The sequence below is a fragment of the Aquisalimonas sp. APHAB1-3 genome (genome assembly GCF_048323695.1).
GTDB lineage: Bacteria > Pseudomonadota > Gammaproteobacteria > Nitrococcales > Aquisalimonadaceae > Aquisalimonas.
In genome coordinates this window covers 1-26,720 of sequence record NZ_JBLWFT010000011.1, presented here as the reverse complement: position 1 = coordinate 26,720, position 26,720 = coordinate 1, and the positions used below count along the sequence as shown (strand labels likewise).

At 66.8% G+C, this 26,720-nt stretch carries 18 protein-coding genes; 10 read left to right on the top strand and 8 right to left on the bottom strand.

The window, feature by feature from the left end; translation table 11 throughout:
* Positions 1–87: 87 nt before the first annotated feature.
* The 4 genes from ACNSTU_RS14170 to ACNSTU_RS14155 all read left to right on the top strand — a co-directional run bounded on the left by ACNSTU_RS14170 (position 88) and on the right by ACNSTU_RS14155 (position 6,448).
* Positions 88–3,156, top strand: a complete 3,069-nt coding sequence (locus ACNSTU_RS14170; protein ID WP_290636885.1) for an EAL domain-containing protein — start codon at positions 88–90, stop codon at positions 3,154–3,156.
* A gap of 107 nt (positions 3,157–3,263) precedes the next feature.
* The gene (locus ACNSTU_RS14165; RefSeq protein WP_418212516.1) at positions 3,264–3,929 is read left to right on the top strand and encodes an MOSC domain-containing protein; all 666 of its coding nucleotides are present in this window, start codon (positions 3,264–3,266) and stop codon (positions 3,927–3,929) included.
* 36 nt (positions 3,930–3,965) lie between these two features.
* Complete coding sequence (locus ACNSTU_RS14160; protein ID WP_290636883.1) at positions 3,966–5,663, top strand: ABC-ATPase domain-containing protein; 1,698 nt, start codon at positions 3,966–3,968, stop codon at positions 5,661–5,663.
* Between the two features lie 11 nt (positions 5,664–5,674).
* Complete coding sequence (locus ACNSTU_RS14155; RefSeq protein WP_290630151.1) at positions 5,675–6,448, top strand: SDR family NAD(P)-dependent oxidoreductase; 774 nt, start codon at positions 5,675–5,677, stop codon at positions 6,446–6,448.
* An 80-nt stretch (positions 6,449–6,528) separates the two neighbouring features.
* Here ACNSTU_RS14155 and ACNSTU_RS14150 read toward each other — a convergent pair whose 3' ends face one another.
* The 7 genes from ACNSTU_RS14150 to queF all read right to left on the bottom strand — a co-directional run bounded on the left by ACNSTU_RS14150 (position 6,529) and on the right by queF (position 15,278).
* On the bottom strand, positions 6,529–6,900 hold the full coding sequence (locus ACNSTU_RS14150; RefSeq protein WP_290630153.1) for a hypothetical protein: 372 nt from the start codon (positions 6,898–6,900) through the stop codon (positions 6,529–6,531).
* A 225-nt stretch (positions 6,901–7,125) separates the two neighbouring features.
* Entirely contained in the window at positions 7,126–9,063 is a 1,938-nt protein-coding gene (acs, locus tag ACNSTU_RS14145) for an acetate--CoA ligase (RefSeq protein ID WP_418212515.1), read from the bottom strand.
* A gap of 282 nt (positions 9,064–9,345) precedes the next feature.
* Entirely contained in the window at positions 9,346–10,698 is a 1,353-nt protein-coding gene (locus tag ACNSTU_RS14140) for a sigma-54-dependent transcriptional regulator (RefSeq protein ID WP_290633493.1), read from the bottom strand.
* 16 nt (positions 10,699–10,714) lie between these two features.
* The gene (locus ACNSTU_RS14135; RefSeq protein WP_290633495.1) at positions 10,715–13,690 is read right to left on the bottom strand and encodes a sensor histidine kinase; all 2,976 of its coding nucleotides are present in this window, start codon (positions 13,688–13,690) and stop codon (positions 10,715–10,717) included.
* Positions 13,680–13,877, bottom strand: a complete 198-nt coding sequence (locus tag ACNSTU_RS14130) for a hypothetical protein (protein WP_290633497.1) — start codon at positions 13,875–13,877, stop codon at positions 13,680–13,682. Before ACNSTU_RS14130 ends, ACNSTU_RS14135 begins: the two co-directional genes overlap by 11 nt.
* 97 nt (positions 13,878–13,974) lie before the next feature.
* Positions 13,975–14,880 (bottom strand): tRNA glutamyl-Q(34) synthetase GluQRS, encoded by a 906-nt coding sequence (gluQRS, locus tag ACNSTU_RS14125; protein ID WP_290633499.1) that lies wholly within the window; start codon positions 14,878–14,880, stop codon positions 13,975–13,977.
* 8 nt (positions 14,881–14,888) lie between these two features.
* The gene (gene queF / locus ACNSTU_RS14120; protein WP_290633501.1) at positions 14,889–15,278 is read right to left on the bottom strand and encodes a preQ(1) synthase; all 390 of its coding nucleotides are present in this window, start codon (positions 15,276–15,278) and stop codon (positions 14,889–14,891) included.
* 149 nt (positions 15,279–15,427) lie between these two features.
* On the opposite strand from queF, the gene smc reads away from it, so the two are divergent.
* Complete coding sequence (gene smc, locus ACNSTU_RS14115) at positions 15,428–18,946, top strand: chromosome segregation protein SMC (RefSeq protein WP_418212514.1); 3,519 nt, start codon at positions 15,428–15,430, stop codon at positions 18,944–18,946.
* Positions 18,947–19,102: 156 nt separating this feature from the next.
* Positions 19,103–20,176 (top strand): cell division protein ZipA, encoded by a 1,074-nt coding sequence (zipA, locus tag ACNSTU_RS14110; RefSeq protein WP_290633505.1) that lies wholly within the window; start codon positions 19,103–19,105, stop codon positions 20,174–20,176.
* A gap of 348 nt (positions 20,177–20,524) precedes the next feature.
* Here zipA and ACNSTU_RS14105 read toward each other — a convergent pair whose 3' ends face one another.
* Positions 20,525–21,742: an acyl-CoA dehydrogenase family protein gene (locus tag ACNSTU_RS14105; RefSeq protein ID WP_290633375.1), complete on the bottom strand. Its 1,218-nt coding sequence runs from the start codon at positions 21,740–21,742 to the stop codon at positions 20,525–20,527.
* Between the two features lie 207 nt (positions 21,743–21,949).
* On the opposite strand from ACNSTU_RS14105, the gene ACNSTU_RS14100 reads away from it, so the two are divergent.
* The 4 genes from ACNSTU_RS14100 to ACNSTU_RS14085 all read left to right on the top strand — a co-directional run bounded on the left by ACNSTU_RS14100 (position 21,950) and on the right by ACNSTU_RS14085 (position 26,387).
* Positions 21,950–22,801 (top strand): 3-hydroxybutyryl-CoA dehydrogenase, encoded by an 852-nt coding sequence (locus ACNSTU_RS14100; protein ID WP_418212513.1) that lies wholly within the window; start codon positions 21,950–21,952, stop codon positions 22,799–22,801.
* Positions 22,802–22,871: 70 nt separating this feature from the next.
* Complete coding sequence (locus tag ACNSTU_RS14095; RefSeq protein WP_418212512.1) at positions 22,872–23,813, top strand: cobyrinic acid a,c-diamide synthase; 942 nt, start codon at positions 22,872–22,874, stop codon at positions 23,811–23,813.
* Positions 23,814–23,824: 11 nt separating this feature from the next.
* Entirely contained in the window at positions 23,825–24,991 is a 1,167-nt protein-coding gene (locus ACNSTU_RS14090) for a toxic anion resistance protein (protein ID WP_418212511.1), read from the top strand.
* The gene (locus ACNSTU_RS14085; protein WP_290636878.1) at positions 24,972–26,387 is read left to right on the top strand and encodes an FAD-binding oxidoreductase; all 1,416 of its coding nucleotides are present in this window, start codon (positions 24,972–24,974) and stop codon (positions 26,385–26,387) included. The genes ACNSTU_RS14090 and ACNSTU_RS14085 overlap by 20 nt, the downstream gene beginning before the upstream one ends.
* The last annotated feature ends 333 nt before the right edge of the window (positions 26,388–26,720 follow it).

Genomic DNA, 26,720 nt, shown 5'->3' with positions numbered 1-26,720 from the left:
ATGGGCCATTGACGATACCGAGACCTCCGGAAGTGGCCGCGCAGGGTCTGGTCAGGCAGCGGCCATCACGGGTCAAGGGGATACAGGGTGGGGGCGACAGGTTTAGGGAATCACTCCGGACAAGTCGAGCTTTCCGTCTCCCGTTTCACTGACGGAGCGCATCTTCTCACGGGAATCCTGCTCGGTGGCGGGAGCCTGGCGCACGCCCTTTCCTCGCTGTGCGACGCCCTGGACCGTGAGCTTGGCGATTATCGTGTCACCACCACCGTACACGTGATGCGTGGCGGGCACCTCCGCTACAGCGCCGGTCCGGCAATGCCGGCGGTCTACGGTCGGATCATTGACAATATCCAGCCCGGCGAGCGTTCCGGCGGATGCGGCCTTGCCGCGCTCCGCGGCGAGCCTGTGTTCGTGGAAGATGCAGCCACGGCGTCCTGCTACTCGGAATTTCGTGACGTGGTGAACGCGCTGGGCTTTCGCGCCGCCTGGTCCATGCCGGTGCTGGACGACAGCGGTGCCGTTGTGGCAACAGTGGCACTCCATTTTCAGGAACCCTGCAAGACGCCCCCGAGCCGGTTGCACGAGCCCATGCAACGGCTGGTGGCGCTGGTCGGCACCGCGATCGCCACGCATGAGTGGACTCAGCACCAGCACGGCGATGTTGCAGGGCTCCAGCGCCACATGCAGGGGAGCCCGATCGGCTGCATTGAATGGGGCCCCGATTTCAGGATTCGCCACTGCAATGAAGCGGCGGGTCGGACTCTGGGGTATCTGCCGGATCGGCTGGTGGGCATGGAGGCCGGCGACTTCCTGCTGCGCGAAGACGACCGCGCCGGGCTGGCCTCGGTCAAGCGAGACCTGCTCGGCGGCGGCGTGCGCCACCTGCACACATACGCCCGCAACCGGCGCCAGGACGGCGTACCCATCTGGTGCGAGTGGTTCAATCTCGCCCTGGGTGATCGTCACGGCGGCATCACCGGCTTTCTGTCGCTGGTTAAGGATGTCACGGAGAGCACGCTTGCCAGGCGGTACACGGACCGCCTGGCCCGGCTGCCCGCAACCGGCTCCTATCTCAATCACCTGATCGAACAGATCCGCAAAGTCATGGGGGCGGATGTCGCCCTGGTGGCAACCCTAGAGGAGGGCGGTCGCACTGCGCGGGTGCTTTCCTCGAGTTTTCGTGGAGATGACCTCGAGCTGGAACGCTACGAGCTGGCCGGCACGCCCTGTGAGCTGCTGAGCCGTCAGGATGTGTGCGTGATCAATCAGGCCGTGATGCAGCAGTATCCGGATGACCCCTTGCTTGCGTCCATGGGGGCGCAGAGTTACGCCGGGGTCCCCCTGCGCGATCAGTCCGGGACGGTGTTCGGTCATCTCGCCGTGCTTGGCCGCTACGCCCTCGGGCCGGCCGAGGCCCTGCAGAGTACGCTGGAGCTTGCCGCCGCGCGGGTGGGCCTGGAGGTGCAGCGCCAGTGGGCCGAGCGCGAGACACGGCTCGCGGCGCTGGCGTTTGAAACGTACGAAGCCATCATGATCCTGGATCAGGAGTTCCGTTTCATCCGGGTGAATACGGCGTTCTGCAACCTGACGGGTTACACCACGCCGGCTGTGATGCAGCGCGGTCTCGATCTTCTGCTCACGGGCCAGGATGGCGCGCGTATCCGCCGAGAGATTCGCGAATCACTGGCCGCCAGTGGTTACTGGCAGGGTGAGGTGTGGGCCCGGGGCCAGCAGGGGCAACGTCGGCTTTACCGCATGAGCATCAGCGCGTTGCACGAGCCTGATGAGCGTGACGCCCGCTACGTGGGCAGCTTCCTGGACGTGACTTGGAACCGCGAGGCGGAGGAGCGGATCCAGCGGCTGACGTACGAAGACGCGGTTACTGGCCTGCCGAACCGGGCCGCCTTTCTGTCACGCCTCAAACGCGAAGGCAGCGAGGCGACCTTGGACGGGGCGGCGCTGCTGCTTCTGGACCTGGATGGTTTCCGCCGTGTCAATGAAGGCATGGGGTACGACATGGCGGACTCACTGCTGGAGATCCAGTCGGCGCGTCTGCGAGGGTTGGTGCCCGGCGCGGTTGCCATTGCCCGCGTGGGTGCCGATGAATTTGCCGTGGTGCTACGGGGGCAGGACGGGCGGGGCCTCGCCGAGGCGGATCTGGCCAGGGAAGCCGAGCGTCTGCGGCGCGCATTCGCGCACCCGGTGGAGGCGTCCGGCACCATGGTGCAGTCCGGGGCCAGCATTGGCGTCGCGACCATGGACAGCAGCATCGAAGAGCCGTCCGTACTGCTTACCCGCGGCGAGATTGCTGCCGCCCAGGCCCGGCACCAGGGCGGCAACTGCGTCGCCTTCTTTGATCCGGAGATGGAGCAGCTCGCCGGGGAGCGTCTCAGTCTTGAGCGTGGTCTGCGCCAGGCCCTGCGCCAGGGCGATGTGGGCTTCCACCTGCAGCCGCTGGTGGATGCGGCCGGTCACGTGGAGCGGCTGGAGGTCCTGGCACGCTGGGAGCACGAAGGGGAGCCCGTGTCACCGGCGCGGTTCATTCCCATTGCCGAGGCGTCCGGGCTGATCCGGCCTCTGGGTGGTCACGTCCTGCGCGGTGCCTGCCAGTACCTAGCAGAGCTGCGCGGCAGGTATCCGGGCCAGCTGCTTCCGGGGCTTGCGGTGAACGTCAGTGTTCGCCAGTTCCATGATCCGGATTTCGAAGCGTTGGTGGAGGACGTCCTCTCCGAAACGGGGCTTCCGGCCGGGGCACTGCTTCTCGAAGTGACGGAAAGCCTGCTGGCGGAAGAGGGGGACGCGGTGATCCGCCGCATGCAGCGCCTGCGGCAGATGGGCGTGCGCTTCGCCATCGACGACTTCGGCACGGGTTACTCGTGCCTCGCCTACCTGCGGCGCCTGCCGATCGACGAACTCAAGATCGACGGTTCATTCGTGGACGCCATGCTGCTGAGCCCGGAAGATGAAGAGATCGTGCGCACGATCGTTGTCATGGCCAATGCGCTGCGGTTGAACGTGGTGGCCGAGCGGGTCGAGACCCGCGAACAGATGGTGCGGCTGCAGGAACTGGGTTGCTCGACCTTCCAGGGGTTCTACTTCCATCGCCCCATCGCGCCTGACGGGATCACCGGGCTGTTGCAGCTCGACCCGTCGTGATCCGGCGCCTCTCGTCTTCACGTGTTTCCCGTGCAGCCCGGCCCCCGGGCGTTGTAACCTGAGCGCCTGACTCCCGGCGTTGTCGGGCGTGCAAGCGGAGGCGAAGGATGACTGATATCGTAACCATCACCGGCGTCTACCAGGGGCAGGTAGGGCCAATGGAAGGCGATGGCCGCCCAACGGCGATCTACAAGGAGCCCGTGCGCGAGGCCGTGGCCGTGGACGATGCCGGGCTGGTCGGTGACAGCCGCGGGGATACCCGGGCGCACGGCGGCCCGGATCGGGCCCTGAGCCACTATCCCGCAGAACATTACGCCGTCTGGGCCCAGGCATTCCCGGACGCGGCAGCCGATCTGACACCCGGAGTCCTGGGGGAGAACATCTCCACCAACGGCCTCAGCGAGGGTCACGTGTGTGTGGGCGACGTCTTCCGCCTCAGCACGGCCGTGGTGCAGGTGAGTCAGCCGCGACAGCCCTGCTGGAAGATCAGCCATCGACTGGATGTGCCGGAGCTGGCGCGGGCCGTGGTGGACAGCGGCCGCTCCGGCTGGCTCTACCGGGTGCTGGAGCCTGGGTACGTGGGGCCCGGTGATGTGGCCGAGCGCGTCGAGGAGGCGCAACACGGGGTTACTCTCGCCGACATGTGGACGCTGCATCACATGCGCCGCCCGCCGATCCAGGACCTGGAGCTGCTTGCGTCCCTGGAGACTCTGGCGGAGTCCTGGCGCAAGCGCTTTGCCAGCCGCCTTGACTGGATGCGTCGCCACGCGTGACGCTGCGTCGGCCCGTCATGATGCAAGGGAGAACCCATGAAACGCCTGCAGTCGATACTGCTGAGCATTGATGGCAAGGGCTACAAAGCCTACCGTCAGCTTACTGGCGAATACGCCTTCGACGACTTCCAGCTGCGGGTCGACCATGTGCAGGGCGACCCGTTCGCCAGCCCGTCGCGCCTGCGGGTCATCATGCCGTGGGAGCAGGCGATGCTGCCGGACGACGCGCGTGAGCCGCAGCCCCGTGCCGTGGCTGTGCGCGACTGGCTGGGCCGGGTGTTTCGGGAGGCTGCCGGTGATTCCCCGGAGATCCGCATCGATGCCGGCCGCCAGACCGTACTGGATCGTACGGCAGTGCTGTTTACCGATGCGGGCATCGAGATCCGATTCACGGTCAGTCTGCCCGCCAATGGGCGCACGATTCTCGGCAAGACGGCTCGCGACCTGCTGTGCCGGACTCTGCCACGCATCGTCCGACGCACCCTGCTGCCGGGGCAGCGCGACGACGACGCCATGCGGCGGCACGCGGACGTGGTGGAAGACCAGGCGGCGCTGCGGGAGGCGCTGGAAGCCCGCGGGCTGGTCGCCTTCGTGGCCGATGACGCCGTACTGCCGCGGCGCTCCGGTGTGGATGATCGCCCGCTGGAGTCGGCCGTGGCGTTCCGGACGCCCGACAGCCTGCGGGTGGAACTCCCGGCGCCCAACGCCGGCCCGGTTACCGGGCTCGGGATTCCGCGCGGAATCACGCTGGTGGTCGGTGGCGGATTCCATGGCAAGTCGACGCTCCTGTCGGCGGTGCAGTTCGGCGTCTACGATCACGTGCCGGGCGATGGCCGCCACCAGGTGGTTGCCGACCCGGAGGCGGTGAAGCTGCGCGCAGAGGATGGGCGTGCGGTGCAGGCCATGGACCTGTCCCCGTTCATCAATGCCCTGCCTTATGGCAAGTCGACCATCGCGTTTTCCACCGAACTGGCGTCCGGCTCCACCAGCCAGGCCGCTGCGCTGCAGGAAGCACTCGAGATGGGCAGCCGCACGTTGCTGGTGGACGAGGATACCTCCGCCACCAACTTCATGATCCGTGACGCCCGCATGCAGGCCCTGGTCGCCAAGGATGATGAGCCGATTACGCCGTTCGTGGACCGTATCGCCGAGCTGCGTGACCGGCTGGGTGTCTCCACAGTGCTCGTCATGGGAGGTTCAGGCGATTACTTCGGCGCGGCCGACACCGTGATTCAGATGCATGACTACCAGCCTCGGGATGTCACGGCCGAGGCCCGTCGCATTGCGGAAGCGAACCCGTCGGAGCGCCGGATCGAGGCGCCGGCGCCTCTGCAGGCGCCATCGCCGCGGTGTCTGGACGTACGTTCCGTGGAGCCGGCCGGCAAGCGCGGCAAACGGCGGGTGAAAGTGCGCGGCACCGATGCCCTGGAGTTCGGCGACGATGTGGTGGACCTGCGCGCGCTGGAGCAACTGGTGGATGCCTCCCAGGCGCGGGCGATCGGGCTGTTGCTCCCCGCGGCGGGAACTGCCGCGGATAGCTGGCTGGATGACGCCCCCCGGTGGTTCCGCGAGTGGTTGACCCAGCCCTGGGAGACCCTGACGCGCCGCCCCGACGGCGATCTGGTTCGTCCCCGTCTCACGGAACTCATGGCCGTACTCAACCGGCTGCGCTCGGCGCGTTTTCGCCCTGCCAGCAACAATCCGTCAGATCACTCCGTTGCACATAACAAGTAGAGGAGACATCCATGAACGAAAACCTGTTTGACCTCTCCGGGCGCATCGCCCTCGTCACCGGGGCATCCAGTGGCCTGGGTGCGCATTTCGCCCGGGTCCTGGCGGGGAACGGCGCCCGGGTCGTCGTTGCGGCCCGCCGCCAGGAGCGCCTGCGTGAACTCGTGGACGCCATTCAGACAGAGGGAGGGGAGGCCACGGCCATTGCCATGGATGTCACCGATGCCGACAGCGTGGCCGCCGGTTTCGATGCCGCCGAGCAGGCCTATGGCACGGTGGATCTGCTGGTTAACAATGCCGGCGTCGCGCAGCCACGGTCGTTTCTCAAGACCACCGAGGCGGACTGGGATTACGTCATGGATACCAATCTCAAGGCCGCCTGGCGCGTGGCCCGCGCCGGCGCGGAGCGCATGAAACAGGCCGGCCGGCCCGGGAGCATCGTCAATATCGCGTCCCTGCTGGGCCTGGGCGTTCAGTTCGGGGAATCACTTTACGCCACCTCCAAGGCCGGCGTGGTGCACCTGACCCGGCACATGGCGCTGGAGCTCATGCGTCACGGGATTCGGGTCAACGCCATCTGCCCGGGCTACTTCGAGACCGAAATGAATCGGGATTTCTTCGCCTCGGAGCAGGGCCAGGCGTTCGTGCGCGATCGCGTTCCGAGCCAGCGTCTCGGTGACCTGCCGGAGCTCTCCGGCCCGCTGCTGCTGCTGGCCTCCGATGCCGGGTCGTTCGTGAACGGCGTGGCACTGCCCGTGGACGGTGGACACCTGCTGAAGTCTCTGTAAGCGTCGGGGGAGTACCCCGCATGACACACGGGGCGATGGCACCGCCCCGTGATTGTCGACACGTATCGGGACGCAGGTGATCAGACCTCGTCGTTCACCTGTGATCCCACCGTCTCGGCGACACCACGTTCAATAGTGCCATCGGATGAAACCGTCTCCGTGCTTCCCGCACCGACGCCGGCCTGGTCGCCGGCGGCGTTGCCGTTCACAGGGGCCGTGGTCTGCGTGGCTCCCTGCGTGGCGTTCACCGACTGGGTAGCACTGGTTTCCGCTGGTGCACTGGTCGGCTGGGCGGCCGCGGGGGCAGGTTGGGGAGCGGTCTGCACCGGACTGCTGCCGACCAGAGCGCCCTGCGGGTTTGTTGCGGCCTGTGGCTGAGCCGAGTTGCCCGCGGCCGCAGCCTGGGCGGGTCGTGTCGACGTCGCCGTACTGGCTCCGATTCCGTCAATCATGTCGGGAATCTCCTGTTTGCCAATGAATTGCCTGGACAAAGCAGCGCTTCGTCCGGGCGGAGACGTAAGCAGAATTCACGCCAGGCAGCCTCGCGACGGGACACGCCCGCGCCGTGATGCGGGATCATCGGTGCTCGCCGTAACATGGCTTCGGGGACAGGCGGCAGGGGTGTGCCGCCACCCGGATCGGGATTGCCGGGCACCCGGAGGTGCCCGGCGGACGGTCTACTGGTTTTCCCGGTTTTCGATGAGTTCGTCCACCACGGCCGGATCGGCCAGCGTGCTGGTGTCGCCGAGGCTGTCCAGCTCATTGGACGCGACCTTGCGCAGAATGCGGCGCATGATTTTGCCCGAGCGGGTTTTCGGCAGCCCCGGAGCCCACTGGATGAAGTCCGGCTTGGCGATGGCGCCGATCTCCTTGCGCACCAGCTCCACCAGCTCCTTGCGCAGTTCGTCGGACGGCTCCTCACCGCTCATGAGGGTGACGTAGGCGTAGATGCCCTGACCCTTCACGTCGTGGGGGAAGCCGACCACGGCTGCCTCCGCGACCTTCGGATGCAGCACCATGGCGCTTTCCACCTCGGCGGTGCCCATGCGGTGGCCCGACACGTTGAGCACGTCGTCCACGCGGCCGGTGATCCAGTAGTAGCCGTCCTCGTCGCGCCGCGCGCCGTCGCCAGTGAAGTACTTGCCTTTGTAGGCGGACAGGTAGGTCTCCATGAAGCGCTTGTGGTCGCCGTAGACCGTGCGCATCATCGACGGCCACGACCGGGAGATGCACAGGTTGCCGTCCGTTGCGCCCTCCAGCACGTTGCCCTCGTTGTCCAGCAGTTCCGGCTCGATGCCGAAGAACGGCCGCGTCGCCGAGCCCGGCTTGAGGTCCGTGGCACCGGGAAGCGGGGAGATCATGATGGAGCCGGTCTCCGTCTGCCACCAGGTGTCGACGATCGGGCAGCGGCCGTCGCCCACCACGTTGTAGTACCATTCCCACGCTTCCGGGTTGATGGGCTCACCGACGGTGCCGAGAATGCGCAGCGACTTGCGGCTGTGCTTCTTCACTGGCTCGTCGCCCTTGGCCATCAGTGCACGGATGCCCGTGGGGGCGGTGTAGAAGATGGCGACGTTGTGCTTGTCGACGATCTCCCACATGCGGCCGGCGTCAGGGTAGGTGGGTACGCCTTCGAACATCAGCGTGGTTGCACCGTTGGCAAGCGGCCCGTAGACGATGTAGCTGTGCCCGGTGACCCAGCCCACGTCCGCGGTGCACCAGTAGACCTCGCCCTCCTGGTAGTCGAACACGTACTGGTGAGTCATGCTCGCGCCGAGCAGGTAGCCGGCGGAGGTGTGCAGCACCCCCTTTGGCATGCCGGTGGACCCGGAAGTGTAGAGGATGAACAGCGGATCCTCGGACTCCATTTCTTCGGCAGGGCAATCGGCCGAGGCCTTGTCGGCGGCTTCGTGGAACCAGATGTCGCGGTTGTCGTTCCAGTCCACCTTGTTGCCGGTACGCTGAACCACGACCACGGTGCTGACGTTGGGGCACTCCTGCAGCGCCTCGTCGGCGTTGGCCTTGAGCGGGAAGCTGCGGCCGCCGCGCACGCTCTCGTCGGCCGTGATGAGCACCCGGCAGTCGGAGTTCTGGATGCGGTCGCGCAGCGCCTGGGGCGAGAAGCCGCCGAACACGATCGAGTGAACGGCACCGATGCGCGCACAGGCCAGCATGGCCACTGCCGCTTCCGGTACCATGGGCAGGTAGATGCACACCCGGTCGCCGCGTTTGACGCCGCGGTCGAGCAGAACGTTGGCAAACCGGGAGACGCGCTCGTGCAGATCCCGGTAGGTGATGTGCTGAGCCGCATCCTTCGGGTCGTCCGGTTCCCAGATAATGGCCGTCTGATCGCCGCGCTTGTCCAGGTGACGGTCGACGCAGTTGTACGCGACGTTGAGACGACCGCCGTCGAACCAGCGGATATCGCCCTTGACCAGATCAGAGTTGTTCACCGAATCCCAGCGTTTGAACCAAGTCAGCCGCTCGGCCTGTTCACCCCAGAATCCATCCGGATCATCCAGAGACCGCTTGTACATGGCCTCGTAGGTGTCCGCATCGATATGGGCGTTCTTGGCGACGTCCGCGGAAACAGGGTAGACCTTGGTTTCGGACATGGGATGACTCCTCCTCTTCGAATGGGTGGCCGGTGCGGTGCACCGACCCGTCATTTTCTTTGGTCCCGTTATTGGCAAGCCTAGCACCCCGGGAGGGCAGTGCGCCGGTGTGGACCGGCGGCTGCCCCGGTGAGGCCGTTCTGTCTGGCGCGTTGCTATCCGCCAGCAAAAGCGAAAGCCGTGCCATCTGCGGAACACATTTCCGATCAATCAGTTATCGATGCCAGTCGTGGCGGTTCTGTTACACGTGGTAACACTGGATGCGACAATTTGTAACGCCGCTCAGCCTTCCTCCGACTCTTCCATGCGCGGCTTGCGCGGGATGCCGAGGCGCTGTCGTTTCTCCCAAAGCGCCTTGCGGCTGATACCGAGCCGGCGCGCAAGTTCCGTCTCCGTGCAGTGGTCCTGGTTGGCCAGCACGAACTGCCGGAAGTAGTCCTCCAGGGACAGCCCCGGAGACGTGGTGTCGGGCTGGGGTTCCTCGTCCGGGCGCAGACCCAGAATGTTCGGCGTAATAACCGTGCTGTCACTGAGGATCACGGCCCGCTCGATGGCGTTTTCCAGCTCCCGGACATTGCCTGGCCAGCTGTAGCGGCGGATGCCCTCCATGGTTTCGTTGCTGAACCGCATGGGCGGGCTCTTGAGCCGCTTGCACGCCCGTTCGAGCAGGTGCCGGGCGAGCTCCGCGAGGTCGTCGCCACGCTCGCGCAGCGGAGGCAGCCGGATCTCCATGACGTTGATGCGGAAGTAGAGGTCCTCGCGGAAATCGCCCTGGCTTACCAGTCGGCTCAGATCGCGGTGCGTGGCGGCGACCAGCCGGACATCCACGTGCCGGGGCGAGGATGAGCCGACACGCCGGATCTCCCCCTCCTGGAGGACGCGCAGCAGCCGGGCCTGGGCGGCCAGCGGCAGCTCGCCGATCTCGTCCAGGAACAGGGTGCCGCCGTCGGCTGACTCCACCAGTCCCTGGCGTGCGCCCACGGCGCCGGTGAATGCGCCTTTTTCGTGGCCGAACAGTTCCGCTTCGATCAGGGTGTCGGGAATGGCGGCGCAGTTCACGGTGATCATCGGGCCGTCGCTGCGTTCGCTCTTCTCGTGCAGCGCGCGCGCCACGAGCTCCTTGCCCGTGCCGGATTCACCCAGCACGAGCACCGTGGTGGTGGTCGGTGCCACGCGGGTGATGCGGTCGAAGACGTCACGCATGGCCTTGCACGTCCCGACGATGCCGGACACCGGGTAGTCGCGGTCCAGATCCGCTTTCAGCGCCGCGTTCTGGCGCTCCATGCGCTGTTCCTTGAGGGCTCGGTCGACGGTGAGCAGCAGCTCATCGTTGTCGAAGGGTTTGGCGATGTAATCCAGGGCGCCGAGTTTCATGGCCTCCACGGCCGAGCGGACGCTGGCATAGCTGGTCATGATGATGGTGGGTACGGCCGGCGCGCGCTCCAGCACGGCCGTGCCGTCGGCGCCGGGCAGGCGCAGGTCGGCGATGATGAGGTCGAACCCGGTGAGTTCCTGCTCCCGCGCGGCGCTCTCCACGGAGTCCGCCTCCGCGACGACATGCTGGCGCTTCTCCAGCAGACGCCGCAGGGATTGCCGGATCACGTTCTCGTCTTCGATGATGAGAATGTAAGCCATGGTGGTCTCTCTCCGTTCAGGAACGCGATTGCCCGTCGGCCAGGGCGGTCTGCCGCGCGGCTAGCGGGATGTCCGGGCGCAGCCGTAACGTGATGCACGTGCCGGTGCTGTCGCTGTCCACCAGAACTTCGCCGCCATGCTCGCGGATGATGTTGTAGACCAGCGGCAGGCCCAGGCCGGTGCCGTAGCCGGGGCGTTTGGTGGTGACGAACGGCTCGAGCACGTGGTCGAGCACGTCATCGGGAATCCCACTGCCGTTGTCGTGCACGTGGACGTTGATCCAGCCGTCGCCGTGGTGTTCGAGGGCGATGCGGATCGCTCCCTCATCCTCACGGTTCGCACACGCATCGGCGGCATTGCTGAAGAGGTTCACGAACACCTGCACAAGCTGCTGGGGTTCACCGCTGATGGTCACCCCGTCGGGCACCTCGTTGTCGAACCGTACGAACCGGGCCCGCCGGCTCAGGGTGGTGAGCCGCATCGCCTCCTCCACGGTCTGGCGCAGGTCCACCGGCTCGGGCGGACGCTGGCTGCCGACGCCGCCATGGGCGTAGCGCACCAGGCTCTGGACGATGTTGTTGATCCGCTGGGCCTGGTTCAGGACCTCCTCGGCGATGGCGCCGGTGCGCTCTTCGTCGGTGTCCTCGTCGCGCAGTTCCTGGGCAAGGCAGGAAATGCCGGTCACCGGGTTGCCGATCTCGTGTGCGACACCGGCGGCGAGGCGGCCGATGGAGGCGAGCCGCTCGCTGTGGGCGAGCTCCTGCTCCAGTACGGAGACCTCGGTGAGGTCTTCCACGAGTAGAACGGTGTCTGCAGCCCGGTTGCTGTTGGACGGGTCGTCGATGGCCGCCTTGTGCAGGCTGTACCAGCGCGCGTGGTCGTTGGTCTGGATCTCCTGCCGGTGCCAGTGACTGGCGTCAGAGTCCAGAAACGATGCCAGCAGAGGACCCCACGGGTCGGGGAGCTCGTCCAGCCGGCGGCCGATGACGTCGGACATGGGCACGCGCGTGAGTTCGGCGATGGCCGGGTTCCAGCGGACCAGGCGGCCGCCCTGGGCGACGGCACACACGCCCAGGGGGAGGTCCTCGATGATCTGGCGGTGATAGCGCCGCAGACGGTCCAGTTCCGCCGCCAGCCCGCGCAGACGGGTGCGCGAGGTCTCCAGTCGGTCCTCGATCAGGCGGACGTTCTGGGCCAGCGCGGTGCGGCTGCGGGTGTCCATCTGCAGTTGTTCATCCACGATCATCCGTGCCAGCACCGGCCCCATCATCCCGGAGATGTTGCGTTCGATCTGCGCGCGCAGGCCGTGCAGATGGCTGGGGCGTGTCTCGCCCCAGTGCAGTCCCCGTTCACGAACCGCTTTCTCCACTTCCTTGCGGGCGGCGGTCTTGCCCATGACTGAAGCCAGCCGCTTGACGAACTGCTGGGGAGAGCGGGCGCGCAGATCCCCCACCGGCAGGGTGGGGTTGAGGTCGCGGCAGACGGCTGCGGCCTCGCGCTCGCGCTCGTCGGGGCGACTGAGCAGGGATACGGCGACGAACAGCACACTGTTGATGCACAGTGACCAGAACGTGGCTGACTGATACACCGCCGGCTGCTCGCCGTCGGGTGCAGGCAGCCCCATCCAGAGCATGGTGCTGTCACCGGTGACCGGTGGCAGCAGCACCGTGAATACCCACACGCAGGCACCGCCGATCAGCCCGGCGATGAAGCCGTGGCTGGTGGCGCGGGGCCAGAACAGTAGCCCGATGATCCCCGGGAGGAGCTGCGCCATGGCGAGAAAGGAGATCAGGCCCCAGCCGACCAGTCCGGTGGTGGGTTCCAGAATCAGGTAGAAACCGTAGCCGGCGGCGATCACCGCCACCATGACCACGCGGCGCGCCCAGCGCAGCGCGCCGTAGAGGTCCCGGTGGGGCTGCGGGCCCGCCAGGGGCAGCACCAGGTGGTTCAGTGTCATGGCCGAGATCGCCAGGGTGCTGACCACGATCATCGCGCTTGCCGCGGAGATCCCCCCGAGGTAGGCGAGCAGCGCCAGCGACGGGCTGCCGCTGGCGAGGGACAGGCCAAGCACGTGATAATCGGCCGGCGTGCCCGGCTGCAGGACCACGGCTGCCCAGAGGATCGGCGGAATCACCAGCGTCAGCGCCAGCAGAAACAGTGGGAATGCCCAACTTGCCAGGCTCAGGTCGCGCGGGTTCTGGTTTTCCGCAAACAGCATGTGGAACTGCCGGGGCAGCAGGAACGCGGCGGCGAAGGCGAGTACCAGCAGGCTCGTCCACGGACCCTCCCGCGCCGGGGCGTAGAGGGCCTCCAGGTGCTCGGGGTTGTCGGCCAGCCACGCCTGCATCCCGCCGATGCCGCCGAACGCCTGCCACACGGCCACGCCGGCCACGAGCAGCAGGGCCACCAGCTTCATCAGCGATTCGAACGCGATCGCCGCCACCAGGCCGTCGTGGTGTTCCCGGGGCGAGACGTGGCGCGCGCCGAAGATGATGGTGAATACGGTGACCAGCACCATGAACCAGAATGCCAGTACGTCGGGTGACGATTCCGGTGTCAGAACCTGCGTGGACTCGGCCACCGCCCGGATCTGCAGGGCGATGTAGGGCAGTACCCCCGCAAGCATGAGCAGTGTCACCAGCACGCCGGCCCACTGGCTGTTGAAGCGGAACGCGAACAGGTCCGCCACCGAGGTGAGCTGATAGGTGCGAGTCAGCCGCAGGATGGGCATGAGCAGCACCGGCGTCAGCACGAATGCCAGGGTGACGCCCAGGTAGATGGTGAGAAAGTTGAGTCCCTGGTCCTGGGCGAAGCCGACGCTGCCGTAATAACTCCAGGTGGTGGCGTAGACGCCCAGCGAGAGCACGTACACCACCGGATTGCGGGTCAGCCAGGCGGGCAGCCACTGCCGGTCGGTGACGTAGGCGATGAGAAAGAGCAGCAGCAGATAGCCGACCACTGCCGCCGAGATGACACCGAGATCAAGCGTCATGGTGTCCGAGCCGGTGGGCGATCAGGCCCGACAGTGCGATCAGTAGGGCCCAGATGACCCATGCCGTGTACCAGGGTGCGCCCGTGCTCATCCACCAGACGGTGAACGGCGACGCCAGCAATAGCACACCGAGCAGGAACAGCAGCACGCTGTATCCGCCGGGGCCCGTTTCCTGAAGTTGGGCCATGGAACCTCTCCTCCGGTCTTGACGATTCGTGTCGTCTTATTTGTTACCTAAGGTAGCACACGCCTCGGGTGGGGGCGACCATGGGTCGTGTTCCGGATCATTGCGGTGCAATGGCCCTGCTGGCGATGCCGCGCAGACGGGCCGGATTCCAGTGGTCGAGGGCCCACTGCCACACGGTGGCCACCGGGGCGTTGCGGAGGCCGGCAGGAGGCTGCTGGTTCAACAGCTCCAGTGCGGAGACCAGCTGCGGGGCGGGGCCCGCGTCATCCAGGGGGGGCGCCATGTTCTGCTTGCTGAGCTTGCGGCCGTCGGCGTTTACGGCCAGCGGCAGATGGCCGTAGGCAGGCGGCGTGCCGCCGAGTTGCTCCATGACGAACCACTGGGGTGGCGTGCACGCCAGCAGATCGTGGCCGCGGATTACATGGGTGATGCCGGTGGCCATGTCGTCAACGGCGGCCGCCAGGTGGTACGCCGGAAGTGCGTCGGCCCGCTGCACGAGAAAATCGCCGATCTCCGCCTCCAGGTCACAGACGACTGCCCCCTGGAACCGGTCTTCGAGCCTCACTGTGCCTTCGACGCGAGCGCGCCATGTCCGTGCCTCCCGGCCCTCCGGAAGCCCGTTGCGGCAGGTGCCCGGGTAGAGCACGCCGTTGACCCCGGGTGTACCGTCGCGCAGCACCTCCTTGCGGGTGCATCCACAGGGGAATGCCCGGCCGTGGCGATGGAGCGTATCCACAGCGGCCCGATAGGCGTCGTGCCGCGTGCTCTGGTAGAGCACCGGGCCGTCGTGTTCGAAGCCGAACCGCTCCAGTGTGCGCAGAATGGCGTCTGCCGCCCCTGGCTGCTCTCGGGGCGGGTCTATGTCGTCGATGCGGACCAGCCATTCGCCGGCGTGACTGCGGGCCTCCAGGCAGGACCCCAGCGCCGCCACCAGCGATCCGAAGTGCAGGGGGCCTGTCGGGCTGGGAGCGAAGCGGCCGCGGTAGCCGGCATCAGCACCCATGCGGCCGATCAGGGGAGAACCACCGGCTGCGGCGGCGTCCAGCCCGGCGCGCGGTGCTCGGCAATCACCGTGGTATCAATGCCGCCGCGCACATTGAACTCACCGGTGACGCGCATGAAGCGTGGCTTCGTCGCGGCGACCAGGTCGCTGAGCATGTCGTGGGTGACCTGCTCGTGGAACGCCCCCTGGTCCCGGAACGACCAGATATAGAGCTTCAGTGACTTCAGCTCCACGCAGTCCCGGTCTGGAACGTACTCCAGGTGAATCGTGGCGAAATCCGGCTGGCCGGTTTTCGGGCACAGGCAGGTGAACTCCGGAATACACATGCGGATGGTGTAGTCCCGCTCCGGCTGAGGATTCGGGAAGGTCTCGAGTTCGCGGCTTGGTTGTGAGGACATGGCTTTCCAATTGTCTGGGTGAACGGGATAATACGCCCGGAACGGTTGCCCGGCACGCGACCGGATCGGGCTTCGGCACAAGTCTACCGGTCGCCGCCTTGCTCGGCCACGTGCGGAATCCGCGAACGCGACAGGGAAGGCCATCCTTCATGCGGCTCAAGAAGATCAAACTGGCAGGCTTCAAGTCGTTCGTCGATCCGACGACCGTGCATTTGCCCGGCAATCTTGTGGGCATCGTCGGCCCCAACGGCTGCGGTAAGTCCAATGTCATTGACGCCGTACGCTGGGTCATGGGGGAGAGCTCGGCCAAGCACCTCCGCGGCGAGTCCATGGCCGACGTCATCTTCAACGGCTCCAGCAGCCGCAAGCCGGTGGGGCAGGCCTCCATCGAACTGGTGTTCGACAACAGCGACGGCACCCTGGGCGGCCAGTACGCCAGTTACAGCGAAATTTCCGTCAAGCGCCAGGTCAATCGCGAGGCGCAGTCCCAGTACCTGCTCAATGGCACACGCTGCCGCAAGCGCGACATTACGGATGTCTTCCTGGGCACAGGCCTGGGGCCGCGCAGCTACTCCATCATCGAACAGGGCATGATCTCGCGCATCATCGAGGCCAAGCCGGAGGAGCTGCGGGTCTATCTCGAGGAGGCCGCGGGCATCTCGCTTTACAAGGAGCGGCGGCGGGAGACGGAGCGGCGCATCCGCGACACCCGCGACAACATGGAACGGCTGGACGACGTCCGTGACGAGGTGGCGGGGCAGCTCGAGAAGCTGAGCCGACAGGCGCGTACCGCCGAGCGCTACAAGGAGTTCAAAGCGGAGGAGCGCCAGCTGCGGGCCGAGCTGTTGGCGGTGCGGTTACGTGACCTGGTGGACGAGATGAAGACCGGCGAGCGCGCTCTGGAGGAGCAGCGCAACGCCCTCGAGGCCGAGGTGGCACGTCAGCGCGGGGCCGAGCGGGAACTGGTGGAACAGCGCGAGCAGCAGGGTGAAGTCAGCGAGAGCCTGAACGAGGCCCAGGGGCGCTACTACGCGCTCGGCAGCGATATCAACCGTATCGAGCAGCAGATCGCCCACGAGCGTGAACGGCGGGAGAAGCAGGACGAAGACCTGGCCGCCAATCGCCAGGCGCTGGAAGAACTGCTGGAGACCGCCCGCGCCGACGAGGACAAGCTCGCCGAGACCCGCGAGCGCCTGGCCGAACTGGAGCCCGAGATCGAGGAACTCCAGGAGCTCGAGGAAACCGCCTCGGAGCAGGTGGCCGAGGCGCAGCAGGCCATGGACGACTGGCAGCAGCGCTGGGATGCGTTCAACGAGCGCGCCGCCGAGGCCGTGCAGGCCGCGCAGGTGGAGCGCACCCGCATCGAGGGCCTGGAGCAACGCCAGCAGACCCTGGCTGATCGGCGTCAGCGGCTGGCGAGCGAGCGCGAGAACCTGGACCCCGACAGCGTCTCCGATGCGCTCGAGGCGCTGGCCGAGGAAGCGGAGGAGCTGGGCGAACGGCAGGAGCTGCTTGGCGGGCAGTTGGAGGAAACGGAAGCCGCGGCGGCCAGCCTGGCGGAACAGGAAACCGCACTGGACGACCGGATTCACGCGCTCCGCGGCGACATCCAGCAGAGCGAGGCCCGCCTGACCTCCCTGGAGACACTGCAGCAGGACGCCCTGGGTGAAACCGAGGGGCCGGTGGCGGACTGGCTTGCCGGTCACGGTCTGGGCAGCGGTGGCCGGCTGGCGCAGCGGCTGTCCGTGGAATCGGGCTGGGAGCAGGCCGTGGAAGCGGTGCTGGCCGACCGGTTGCAGGCCGTGTGCATCGACGCCGGCGAGGTGCCGACCGCCGACCGGCTCGGCAGCCCGACCCAGGGCAGTGTCACCCTGGTTAGCACCGAGGGTGCGGTCACCGGCAACGGCGAGCACGACCACGGGTTGCAGCCCCTGCTGGCCCATGTTGCCGCACCCGGTGCCCTGGATGACCTGCTCCATGGCGTGTTCTGCGCCAGTGATGCCGCCGATGCCGAACGTCTGCGCCCCCATCTGCGCACCGGCGAGTGCCTGGTCACCGCTGACGGCATGCTGTTCGGGCGTGGATGGACGCAGCTATCCGGCGATGCCGGTGATGGCGACAGCGTGCTGGCCCGGGAGCGGGCCATGGAGGCGCTGCGCGCACAGCTGGATATGGCCCGCGAGCAGCGCGACCAGCTGGTCGACCAGCGGCGTGAGCTCGAAGAGCAGCGCCAGGACAGCGAGGCGCGCCGCGATCAGCTGCGCGAAGAGCGCGATGGGGTCGTGCAGCGGCTCACGCAGGTTCATACCCGGCAGGACGGGCAGCGCCAGCGCCTGGATGAATTGCAGGCGCGGGATCAGCGCCTGGCAGAAGAGCTCGTGCAACTGGACGAAGAAGCGGCGGAAACCACCGAGGCCGTGCATGCGGCGAGGAGCAGGCTGCAGGACGCCTTGGACCGCAGCGAGGCCGATGGCGATGAACGCGAGCGGCTGCAGCAGGAGCGCGAGGGGCACCAGGAAACGCTGGCGGCGGTCCGTGAAGCCATGCGCGAGCGCCGGGAGCGCCGGCATGAGCTCCTGCTGCTCCAGGAGAATGCCAATGCATCGCGCCAGTCCCTGGAGGAACAGCTTCGTCGGCTCGCGGAGCAGCGCGAGCGTCTGGAGGCCCGCCAAGAGGAACTGACCGAGGCCCGGGAAACCCAGGGCGACCCCGTCCCGGAGCTGGAAGCGCAGCGGGAGCAGCTTCTCCAGCAGCGTGTCGATGCCGAGCGCGCGCTGCAGGAGACCCGCAACCGCATGGCCGAGATCGAGGAGCAGCTCCGCGGCCGCGAAGAGCAGCGTCAGCGCTCCGAGCAGCAGGTGGAGACCCTGCGTCAGGAGCTGGAGCGGATGCAGCTGCGGGATCAGGAGCTGCGTGTCCGCCGTCAGACCCAGTCCGAGCAGCTGGTGGAGCTCGGGTTCGATCTGGACACCCTGCTGGCCAATCTCCCGGAGGCTGCAACCGAGGGCGACTGGCAGGCGCGACTGGAGCAGGTCGAGCAGCGCATCAACCGCCTGGGGCCCATCAACCTGGCGGCCATCGACGAGCATGAACAGCTCTCGGAGCGCAAGGGCTACCTGGACCAGCAGCACGCCGACCTGACGGAGGCCATGGAGACCCTGGAGTCGGCCATCCGCAAGATCGACCGGGAGACGCGGCAGCGCTTCAAGGAGACCTTCGACAAGGTCAATGCCGGCATCCAGCACATGTACCCGCGCCTGTTCGGCGGCGGTGAAGCGTACCTGGAGATGACCAGCGACGATCTGCTGGAGACCGGCATCACCATCATGGCGCGGCCGCCAGGCAAGCGCGTGAGCACCATTCACCTGCTCTCGGGCGGGGAGAAGGCGCTGACGGCGGTGGCACTGATCTTCGCCATCTTCGAGCTGAACCCGGCGCCGTTCTGCATGCTCGACGAGGTGGATGCCCCCCTGGACGAGGCGAACGTGGGCCGGTTCTGCCAGCTGGTCAAGGAGATGTCGGCGCGGGTGCAGTTCATCCTCATTACCCACAATAAGGCGACCATGGAGATCGCCAGCCACCTCATGGGCGTGACCATGCACGAGGCGGGTGTATCGCGGCTGGTGGCGGTGGACGTGGACGAGGCTGCCGAGATGGCAGTGGCCTGATCGAGCAGGAACAAATGGCGTCTCGTGGCGTCTCCTGCAGGAGACGCTGGACGATGCGCCGCAGACCATGGACCCTGTAGGGGTGGCGGACCATTGACCGATCGTCCATGGTGGCTGCAGCCGGGTACTACGAATCGACTTTCGCGGATGGACACAATGGATACACTGCGCTGGATACTGCTGGCTGTTGGCGTACTGGTGATTGCCGGACTGTTCGGCTACTACAAGTGGCAGGAGCGCCAGAGCAGCAGCGGTCGACGGAGTACCTCCAGATCAGCGGGGGTGAGACGGTCCGTGCGTGGTGACCGCGACGTGGAGGCCGCGCTGCGCGACATGGACGACTTTCTGCTGGACGACGGCATTGACGATGCGGCCGATCTTCCCGATGTGGAGCCGGATCCGGACGACGCGCCCGTCAGCCGTGCGCGAGTGCGCTCCAGTCACCACGAGGCCGATGATCACGACTCCAGCGTCGGCCCCGTGCGCGTGCGCTCGGTGGCGGACGATGTGGGTGCCACTGATTTCTCAGACGCCCTCAATGACCACGAGACGGGCGCCTGGAACGACGACTTCGAGCCGGAACACGACGAGGCGCCGGAGGCGTCCGAAGAGGCTCCCGAACATGAGCGGGGAGCCGACGGCTGGAACCTCGGGCCAGTCCGGATTCCGCGCCCTGCCTGGGTCAAGGAGGCCGGCTGGCTGGGTGGCGAACACGGCGGTCGCGTGGACAGCGAGGAACAGGAAGCCGAAGAGTCGAGCTACGAGGATGCGGTGGCGCAGGCGGTAGGCGAAAAGATCATCGTTCTGCACGTGCATGCGGGCGAAGGCATGTGCTTTACTGCTGATGGCGTGAGTGATGCGCTGGAGCAGGTCGGGTTGCGTTTCGGGCAGCATGAGATCTTCCACCGTCACGTGGAGACGCGCCGGGGCGAGGAGCCCATGTTCAGTGTTGCCAGCATGGTCAAGCCCGGCACCCTGGACCCGTCGCAGCCGGAAACCCTCGAGACCCCCGGTCTGGCGCTGTTCATGCAGCTGCCGGGGCCGTTCGACGGCCTGTCCGGTTTCGAGCAGATGCTGGAGATCGCCCGCCGGCTCGCGGATCAGCTCGACGGCCACCTGCTGGATGGCAAGCGCTGCGATCTTACGGCGCAGTCCGTGGAGCACATTCGCGAGGATCTGCGCGAGTACCGCCGACTGGCCCATCTGGCGGCGCGTAAGACGCGGGCGTGAGCGGCCAGTCCTCCTGACCGATCGCACTTACTTCCGGAGCGCACCAGAGACGTTTCTGCCATGCGCCATACGCCGGGTGAATGGTGTGATGGGTCGCGCGGGTGCGGTGACGGCAGATCTGTATGGGTGACTCACGAAGCTCCGCGCCGGAGGCCGCCCGGCCCGAAGGGTGGCGGCAGGGACGCCGCCATCGATTTACAGCACAGGGATGTGCTGTAAATCGACCAGGCCGGAGACGCGGAAACTTTGCTTCCGAACGGAAGCAAAGTTAGGCGCAGTGCCGGAACCCATACAGATCTGCCGTCACCGCACCCGCACGACCCGGCCCCGGCCCGGGTACTGCTTCCCTTACAGGTACGCCTTCAGCTCTTCCTTGGCGATCGCATTCCGGTGGACTTCATCCGGGCCGTCCGCGGTGCGCAGGTGGCGTGCGTAGACGTACATGTCCGCCAGCGGGAAGTCCTCGGTGTAGCCCGCGGCGCCGTGGGCCTGGATGGCCCAGTCGATGACCTGGCAAGCCATGTCCGGAGCCGCCACCTTGATCATGGCGATCTCCTTCTTCGCCACCTTGTTGCCGACGGTGTCCATCATGTAGGCCGCGTTCAGTGTGAGCCAGCGCAGCTGGTCGATGCGGATGCGGCTCTCGGCGACCCGCTCCCGCCACACACCCTGCTCGGACAGAGGCTTGTGGAACGCGACACGCTCGCTCAGGCGCTTGCACATGAGCTCGAACGCCCGCTCCGCCTGGCCGATGACCCGCATGACGTGGTGGATGCGCCCCGGCCCCAGCCGGCCCTGGGCGATCTCGAAGCCGCGGCCCTCGCCGAGAATCATGTTCGAGGCCGGCACGCGCACGTTGTCGAACGCGATCTCCGGGTGCCCCTTGGGCGCGTGGTAATAGCCGTACACCGGCATGTCGCGCACGATGTGCACGCCGGGGGTATCCTTGGGCACGATGATCATGGACTGCTGCTTGTGACGGTCGGGGTTGTCCGGATCCGTCTTGCCCATGAGGATGAAGACGCGGGTCTTCTCACTGCAGCCGTTGGTGATGAACCACTTGCGGCCGTTGATCACGTACTCGTCACCGACGCGCTCGATGCGCGTTTCGATGTTGGTGGCGTCGCTGGAAGCAACGGCCGGCTCCGTCATGGCGAAGGACGACCGGATCTCGCCGTTGAGCAGCGGATACAGCCAGTCCCGCTTCTGCTCCTCGCTGCCGTAGCGGGCGAGCACCTCCATGTTGCCCGTGTCGGGTGCGTTGCAGTTGAATACCTCGGACGACCACATGTACCGGCCCATGATCTCCGCCAGGGGCGCATACTCCAGGTTGGTCAGCCCGGCGCCGTACTCCTCCTCGGGCAAGAACAGGTTCCACAACCCGGCCTCCCGGGCCAGGGGCTTGAGCTCCTCCACCAGCGGAACCGCCGCATAGGCCTTGCCTGCCTGGCGATTCGCCTCCAGCTCTTCCTTGTAGCGCGCATCATTGGGCACGATGTGCTCGTCCACGAACGCCTGCAGGCGGTCGCGCAGTTCAAGGGTTCGCTGTGAGTGTTCGAAATGCATGGCAACCTCCGGAGCCGTATTCAATGATTCGCAGGAAGTATCGAGTGTGGTGAACCTTAGAGAATGAATCCAATGAATTAACTGGATTCGTATCAATTCATCTTGTGCATGATTGGCCGTGGCCCTGCGGCCGCTTGCCACGGGCGAAAACCCTGCTAATGTGAGCCGGTTTTCGTGCAATGCGACATCAAACAGGAGTAGCAAGCCATGAGCGTCAAGACAGTCGGTGTGATCGGAGCGGGCACCATGGGGAATGGCATCGCCCAGGCCTTCGCCGTGAGCGGGTTCCGCGTGAAGATGTCCGATATCGGGCAGGAGCAGGTGGACCGCGGTCGCAAGGCGATCGAGAAGAGCCTGGACCGCCTGGTCTCCAAGGACAAGCTCTCGGTGGCCGACCATGGCGCGGCGCTGGAGCGCGTGGAGGGTGTGGTTGGCCTCGACGGCCTCGCCGACTGCGACTTCATCGTCGAAGCGGCCACCGAGCGCGAGGAGCTCAAGCTGGACATCTTCCGCAAGCTCTCGGAGCTGGTCAGTGCCGAGACCGTCCTGGCGTCCAACACCTCGTCGATCTCGCTCACCCGCATCGCCGCCGCCACCGCGAACCCCGAGCGGGTCATCGGCATGCACTTCTTCAACCCGGTGCCGGTGATGAAGCTGGTGGAAGTGGTGCGTGCGCTGCAGACCAGCGACGCCGTGTTCGAACAGGTGGAAAGCCTGACCCGGCAACTGGGCAAGGAGCCCGTGGCCGTGAAGGACAGCCCCGGATTCGCCGTGAACCGCATCCTGGTGCCCATGATCAACGAGGCCTGCTTCGCCTGCGCCGAGGGCATCGCCGCGCCGGAGGACATCGACAAGGTCATGCAGATGGGGGCCAACCACCCCATGGGGCCGCTGGCCCTGGCCGACCTGATCGGTCTGGATACCTGTCTGGAAGTCATGAAGGTGCTGCACTCCGCGCTGGGGGACCCGAAATACCGGCCGTCACCGCTGCTGCAGCAGATGGTTGACGCCGGATACCTGGGGCGCAAGGTTGGCCGTGGCTTCTACGTCTACGACTGAGGCGACCGCGCGTGCCGGCTTCGCCGTTCCGATCGGCGGAGCCGTCCGGCGCCGCGGGGGCGGGTAGCGCATGCTGGGTTTTCTCCAGGGGTTCGCCTACGGGCTGTTTCTCTCGTGTATCCCGTGGTTCATTGCCGGGATGGTGAACCCGGCGGTGGCGGTGCCCAACGAGCCGCCGAGCCGCTGGCACGTCATCCTGCGCTACTGGCTGGGCATTCCGTTTCTCGCCTTCCTGCTCTGGCTGACGTCGCTCTGGGGCGGGTTCGGCCCGACGCTGGCCGGCTGGATCGTCGGGCTCGTTGCCATCGGTGTGGAAGTGCCGCTGGAGCGGGCCTGGCGCCGGTGGCTGACACGCCGCCGTGAGAGACTGCGGCGCCGGCAACAGGATGCCAGCCAGCGGCAGCGACGGGCCGAGAAGGAGGCGCGGGCGCGGGAGGCGGGGGTCGCCGTGCTCGATCCCGATCACCCGCCGGAAGACGCCGACGCGGTGGTCCGGGAGCTTTGCAGCGTCAAGAAACGACTGCTCGGGGCGCGGCGGGACGATCTGGCGCTGCAGGTGGATCGTCTGTATTCCCGCTACAGCCACGGCCTCGCCGTGCTGGGCGCGCGTTTCGATCCCGGCGAGCTGACCTATCAACGGGCTGCTGGCCTCATGGCCGAGGTCTGCCGGGGCGCGCTGGACAACTTCCAGGCCATGGCCTCCCAGGCGGCCAGCGTGGCCGGCGTGGATGCCGATTACGTGCGCGGACGCCTGCGGCGTGAAGGTGATACGCTGCCAACGGAGGAGCGTCAGGCCCTGGAGCGTCGCCTGGAGCTGTTGCGGGAGACGGAACAGAGCCTGAAAGCGCTGGGCGGCCGTAACGAGGCGGTGATTACCGCGCTGGACGACGCCACGGTCGCGGTGGCCCGTATCGAGACGGCGCGGCCTCATGCGTCCGTCGCTGCCGAGCGGGCGTTGCAGGACCTGCAGCGATTTGTCGACGGCGCGGGGCGGTATCAGCGTAGCGAATAACGGGCGAACACATGACCGAGACCAGTGACGACCGCGGCGAAGAGTCCCTGAAGCTCGCCATCCCGGATCCGGAGGATCTCACGGCGCAGAACGGCACGGCCGATGAGGAGTCGGCGCTGGCCGCCGAGGCCGATGCGTTCGTCGGCAGGATACTGGAGGCGGATGCGGAACACGACCAGCAGCAGCGCGAGGTGGTGGATACCATGGGCGCCGACGCCCAGCAGGAAGCCGCACACCGCAGCGCCATGCTGCAGACGCCGCTGCGTCAGCTTGCGCACCAGGGAGATGACGGCGGCCCCGTGGCCCGCTCCCTGGAGGATCTGCGCACGCGCATGGACGACCTTGACCCGCATCGCCACGCGCTCTCCCGCGGTGGCGTGTCGCGCCTGCTCGGGCGCATCCCCGGCGTGGGCAGCCCCGTGCAGCGGTACTTCCGCCGCTTCGAGACGGCGCAGGAAGCGCTGGATGCCATTATCCACGACCTGGAAGGCGGCCGTGACATGCTCCGGCGCGACAACCTCACCCTCAGTGACGATCAGACCGCGCTGCGGTCCAGTCTGGAGCGCCTGGAGCGGGAAGTGGCCCTGGGCCGGCTGATCGATGAGCGTCTGGTGGCCGCCGCAGCGGAATACCCGGCCGAGCACCCGCGCCGCGCCTTTCTCGAGAACGAACTCCTGTTTCCGCTGCGCCAGCGCATCACCGATCTGCAGCAACAGCTGGCCGTGGCGCAGCAGGGCGTGCTGGCGCTGGAAGTGGTCATTCGCAACAACCGTGAACTCATGCGCGGCGTCGATCGCGCCATCAACGTCACCGTCTCGGCGCTGAACGTGGCCGTGACCGTGGCCATGGGCCTGGCGAACCAGCGGCTGGTGCTGGACCGCGTCGAGGCGCTCAATCGCGGCACCTCCGACATGATTGCCGGCACCGCGAAAGCGTTGCGTGGCCAGGGTGTCGATATCCAGAACCGGGCGGCCTCCACGTCCCTGGACATGGAGCAGCTTGAACAGGCCTTTACCGACGTGCTCGCCGCCATCGACGAGGTTTCCCGCTACCGGCGCGAGGCCTTGCCGCGGCTGGACGAACAGATCGACCGGCTGGACCAGCTCGCCGTCCGGGGGCGGGCGTCGGTCCGGTCCATGGACGAGGGGAATGCGAGTCATGACAGGCACGATCAGTGATGCCGGCACGAGGCCGTCCGCCGATACGGTGAACCATGTCGTGACCGAGCTGCGGGAGCGCCTGGGTGAGCGGGTCTCCACCAATGCCACGGTGCTCGAGCAGCACGGCCATGACGAATCCGGCTGGCCGGTGATGCCACCGGACGCTGTGGTCTTCGCCGGCTCGCGTGACGACGTGGCGACAGCCGTGACTGTTTGCGCCCGCCACCGCATGCCCATGATTCCCTACGGCACCGGCACCGCCGTGGAAGGGCACGTGCAGGCGCTGCAGGGCGGTGTCGTGATAGACCTCGCCGGCATGGACCAGGTGGTGGCGGTCCATGCCGCGGACATGGACTGCACCGTGCAGGCGGGCGTGACCCGCAAACAGCTCAATCGCCACCTGCGCGATACCGGCCTGTTCTTTCCCATCGACCCCGGGGCGGATGCGTCCATCGGCGGCATGACCTCGACCCGCGCATCCGGCACCAACGCCGTGCGCTACGGCACCATGGCCGGCAACGTCCTCTCCCTCACCGCCGTGCTCCCGGACGGGCGCGTCATCGATACCGGCCGCCGTGCGCGCAAGTCCTCTGCCGGCTATGACCTCACGCACCTGCTCATTGGCGCCGAGGGCACCCTGGGTGTGATCACCGACATCACACTGCGCCTGCACGGCCTGCCGGAGGCCATCAGCAGCGCCGTGTGCGCATTTCCCACCGTGCGGGATGCCGTGGAGGCGGCCAGCGAGACCATCCAGACTGGCGTGCCCGTGGCCCGGGTGGAACTGCTGGACGAACTGCAGATGCAGGCCATCAACCGGTACGCTGGCCTGGATCACCCCGAGGCGCCGCACCTGTTCCTGGAGTTCCACGGCTCTCCGGCGGGCGTCGCCGAGCAGGCGGAGACCACCCAGGCCATTGCCAGCGAGCACGGGGGGCACACCTTCCAGTGGGCCACCGTCGAAGAAGAGCGCAACCGCCTCTGGCAGGCTCGGCACGACGCCTATCCCGCCGCACTGCAACTGCGCCCGGGAGCCCGGCCCGTGCTGACCGACGTCTGCGTCCCCGTGTCCTCACTGGCCGACTGCATCGCGGACGCCCAGCGCGAACTGGAGCGCCTGCCCATGCCCGGCACCATCCTGGGCCACGTGGGTGACGGCAACTTCCACGTCATCCTTCTCTGCGAGCCGGACAGCGCCGACGACTACGCCCGGGCCAAGGCCTTCAACGAGCGCCTCGTGGAACGTGCCCTGGCTCTGGACGGCACCTGCACCGGCGAGCACGGCATCGGCATGGGCAAGATGCCCTTCCTCCAGGCCGAGCACGGTGACGCCGTGGCCGTCATGCGCAGCATCAAGGCCGCCCTGGACCCCCACAACCTGATGAATCCGGGAAAGGTGTTCCAGCGAGACTGACCCGGATAAGGTGGCAATGGCCAGTGAGCCTCCGGCATGGGGTGGGTGCCCTGATCACGGACTGTCCGCGGCCCGGACGGCCGCGGTCAAGTGCCCAGGGAAGGGTTCACAGCGTGTCCGTGATCAGGGTGCCCGCCCCATGCCCCCGGATGGGCCCGCATGGACCCGAATCGAAGGGCGCGCATTGGTGGGGACTTACATCCGCGGTTACTAACCTTTAACAAAGTAAAGCCATGGTGTTAGGCTTTTCCCCATGGAATGCAAACGCTCGAACGACGGTCGTGCCATCGACAAAGCAGTCATGCATGCCCTGCGGATGCAGGCGATCAAGGC

Excerpts from the sequence above, each read along its gene's own strand:
- ACNSTU_RS14165 (WP_418212516.1), top strand. The coding sequence starts at position 3,264 with ATGACTGATATCGTAACCATCACCGGCGTCTACCAGGGGCAGGTAGGG.
- ACNSTU_RS14160 (WP_290636883.1), top strand. The coding sequence starts at position 3,966 with ATGAAACGCCTGCAGTCGATACTGCTGAGCATTGATGGCAAGGGCTAC.
- ACNSTU_RS14155 (WP_290630151.1), top strand. The coding sequence starts at position 5,675 with ATGAACGAAAACCTGTTTGACCTCTCCGGGCGCATCGCCCTCGTCACC.
- ACNSTU_RS14150 (WP_290630153.1), bottom strand. The coding sequence starts at position 6,900 with ATGATTGACGGAATCGGAGCCAGTACGGCGACGTCGACACGACCCGCC.
- acs (WP_418212515.1), bottom strand. The coding sequence starts at position 9,063 with ATGTCCGAAACCAAGGTCTACCCTGTTTCCGCGGACGTCGCCAAGAAC.
- ACNSTU_RS14140 (WP_290633493.1), bottom strand. The coding sequence starts at position 10,698 with ATGGCTTACATTCTCATCATCGAAGACGAGAACGTGATCCGGCAATCC.
- ACNSTU_RS14135 (WP_290633495.1), bottom strand. The coding sequence starts at position 13,690 with ATGACGCTTGATCTCGGTGTCATCTCGGCGGCAGTGGTCGGCTATCTG.
- ACNSTU_RS14130 (WP_290633497.1), bottom strand. The coding sequence starts at position 13,877 with ATGGCCCAACTTCAGGAAACGGGCCCCGGCGGATACAGCGTGCTGCTG.
- gluQRS (WP_290633499.1), bottom strand. The coding sequence starts at position 14,880 with ATGGGTGCTGATGCCGGCTACCGCGGCCGCTTCGCTCCCAGCCCGACA.
- queF (WP_290633501.1), bottom strand. The coding sequence starts at position 15,278 with ATGTCCTCACAACCAAGCCGCGAACTCGAGACCTTCCCGAATCCTCAG.
- smc (WP_418212514.1), top strand. The coding sequence starts at position 15,428 with ATGCGGCTCAAGAAGATCAAACTGGCAGGCTTCAAGTCGTTCGTCGAT.
- zipA (WP_290633505.1), top strand. The coding sequence starts at position 19,103 with ATGGATACACTGCGCTGGATACTGCTGGCTGTTGGCGTACTGGTGATT.
- ACNSTU_RS14105 (WP_290633375.1), bottom strand. The coding sequence starts at position 21,742 with ATGCATTTCGAACACTCACAGCGAACCCTTGAACTGCGCGACCGCCTG.
- ACNSTU_RS14100 (WP_418212513.1), top strand. The coding sequence starts at position 21,950 with ATGAGCGTCAAGACAGTCGGTGTGATCGGAGCGGGCACCATGGGGAAT.
- ACNSTU_RS14095 (WP_418212512.1), top strand. The coding sequence starts at position 22,872 with ATGCTGGGTTTTCTCCAGGGGTTCGCCTACGGGCTGTTTCTCTCGTGT.
- ACNSTU_RS14090 (WP_418212511.1), top strand. The coding sequence starts at position 23,825 with ATGACCGAGACCAGTGACGACCGCGGCGAAGAGTCCCTGAAGCTCGCC.
- ACNSTU_RS14085 (WP_290636878.1), top strand. The coding sequence starts at position 24,972 with ATGACAGGCACGATCAGTGATGCCGGCACGAGGCCGTCCGCCGATACG.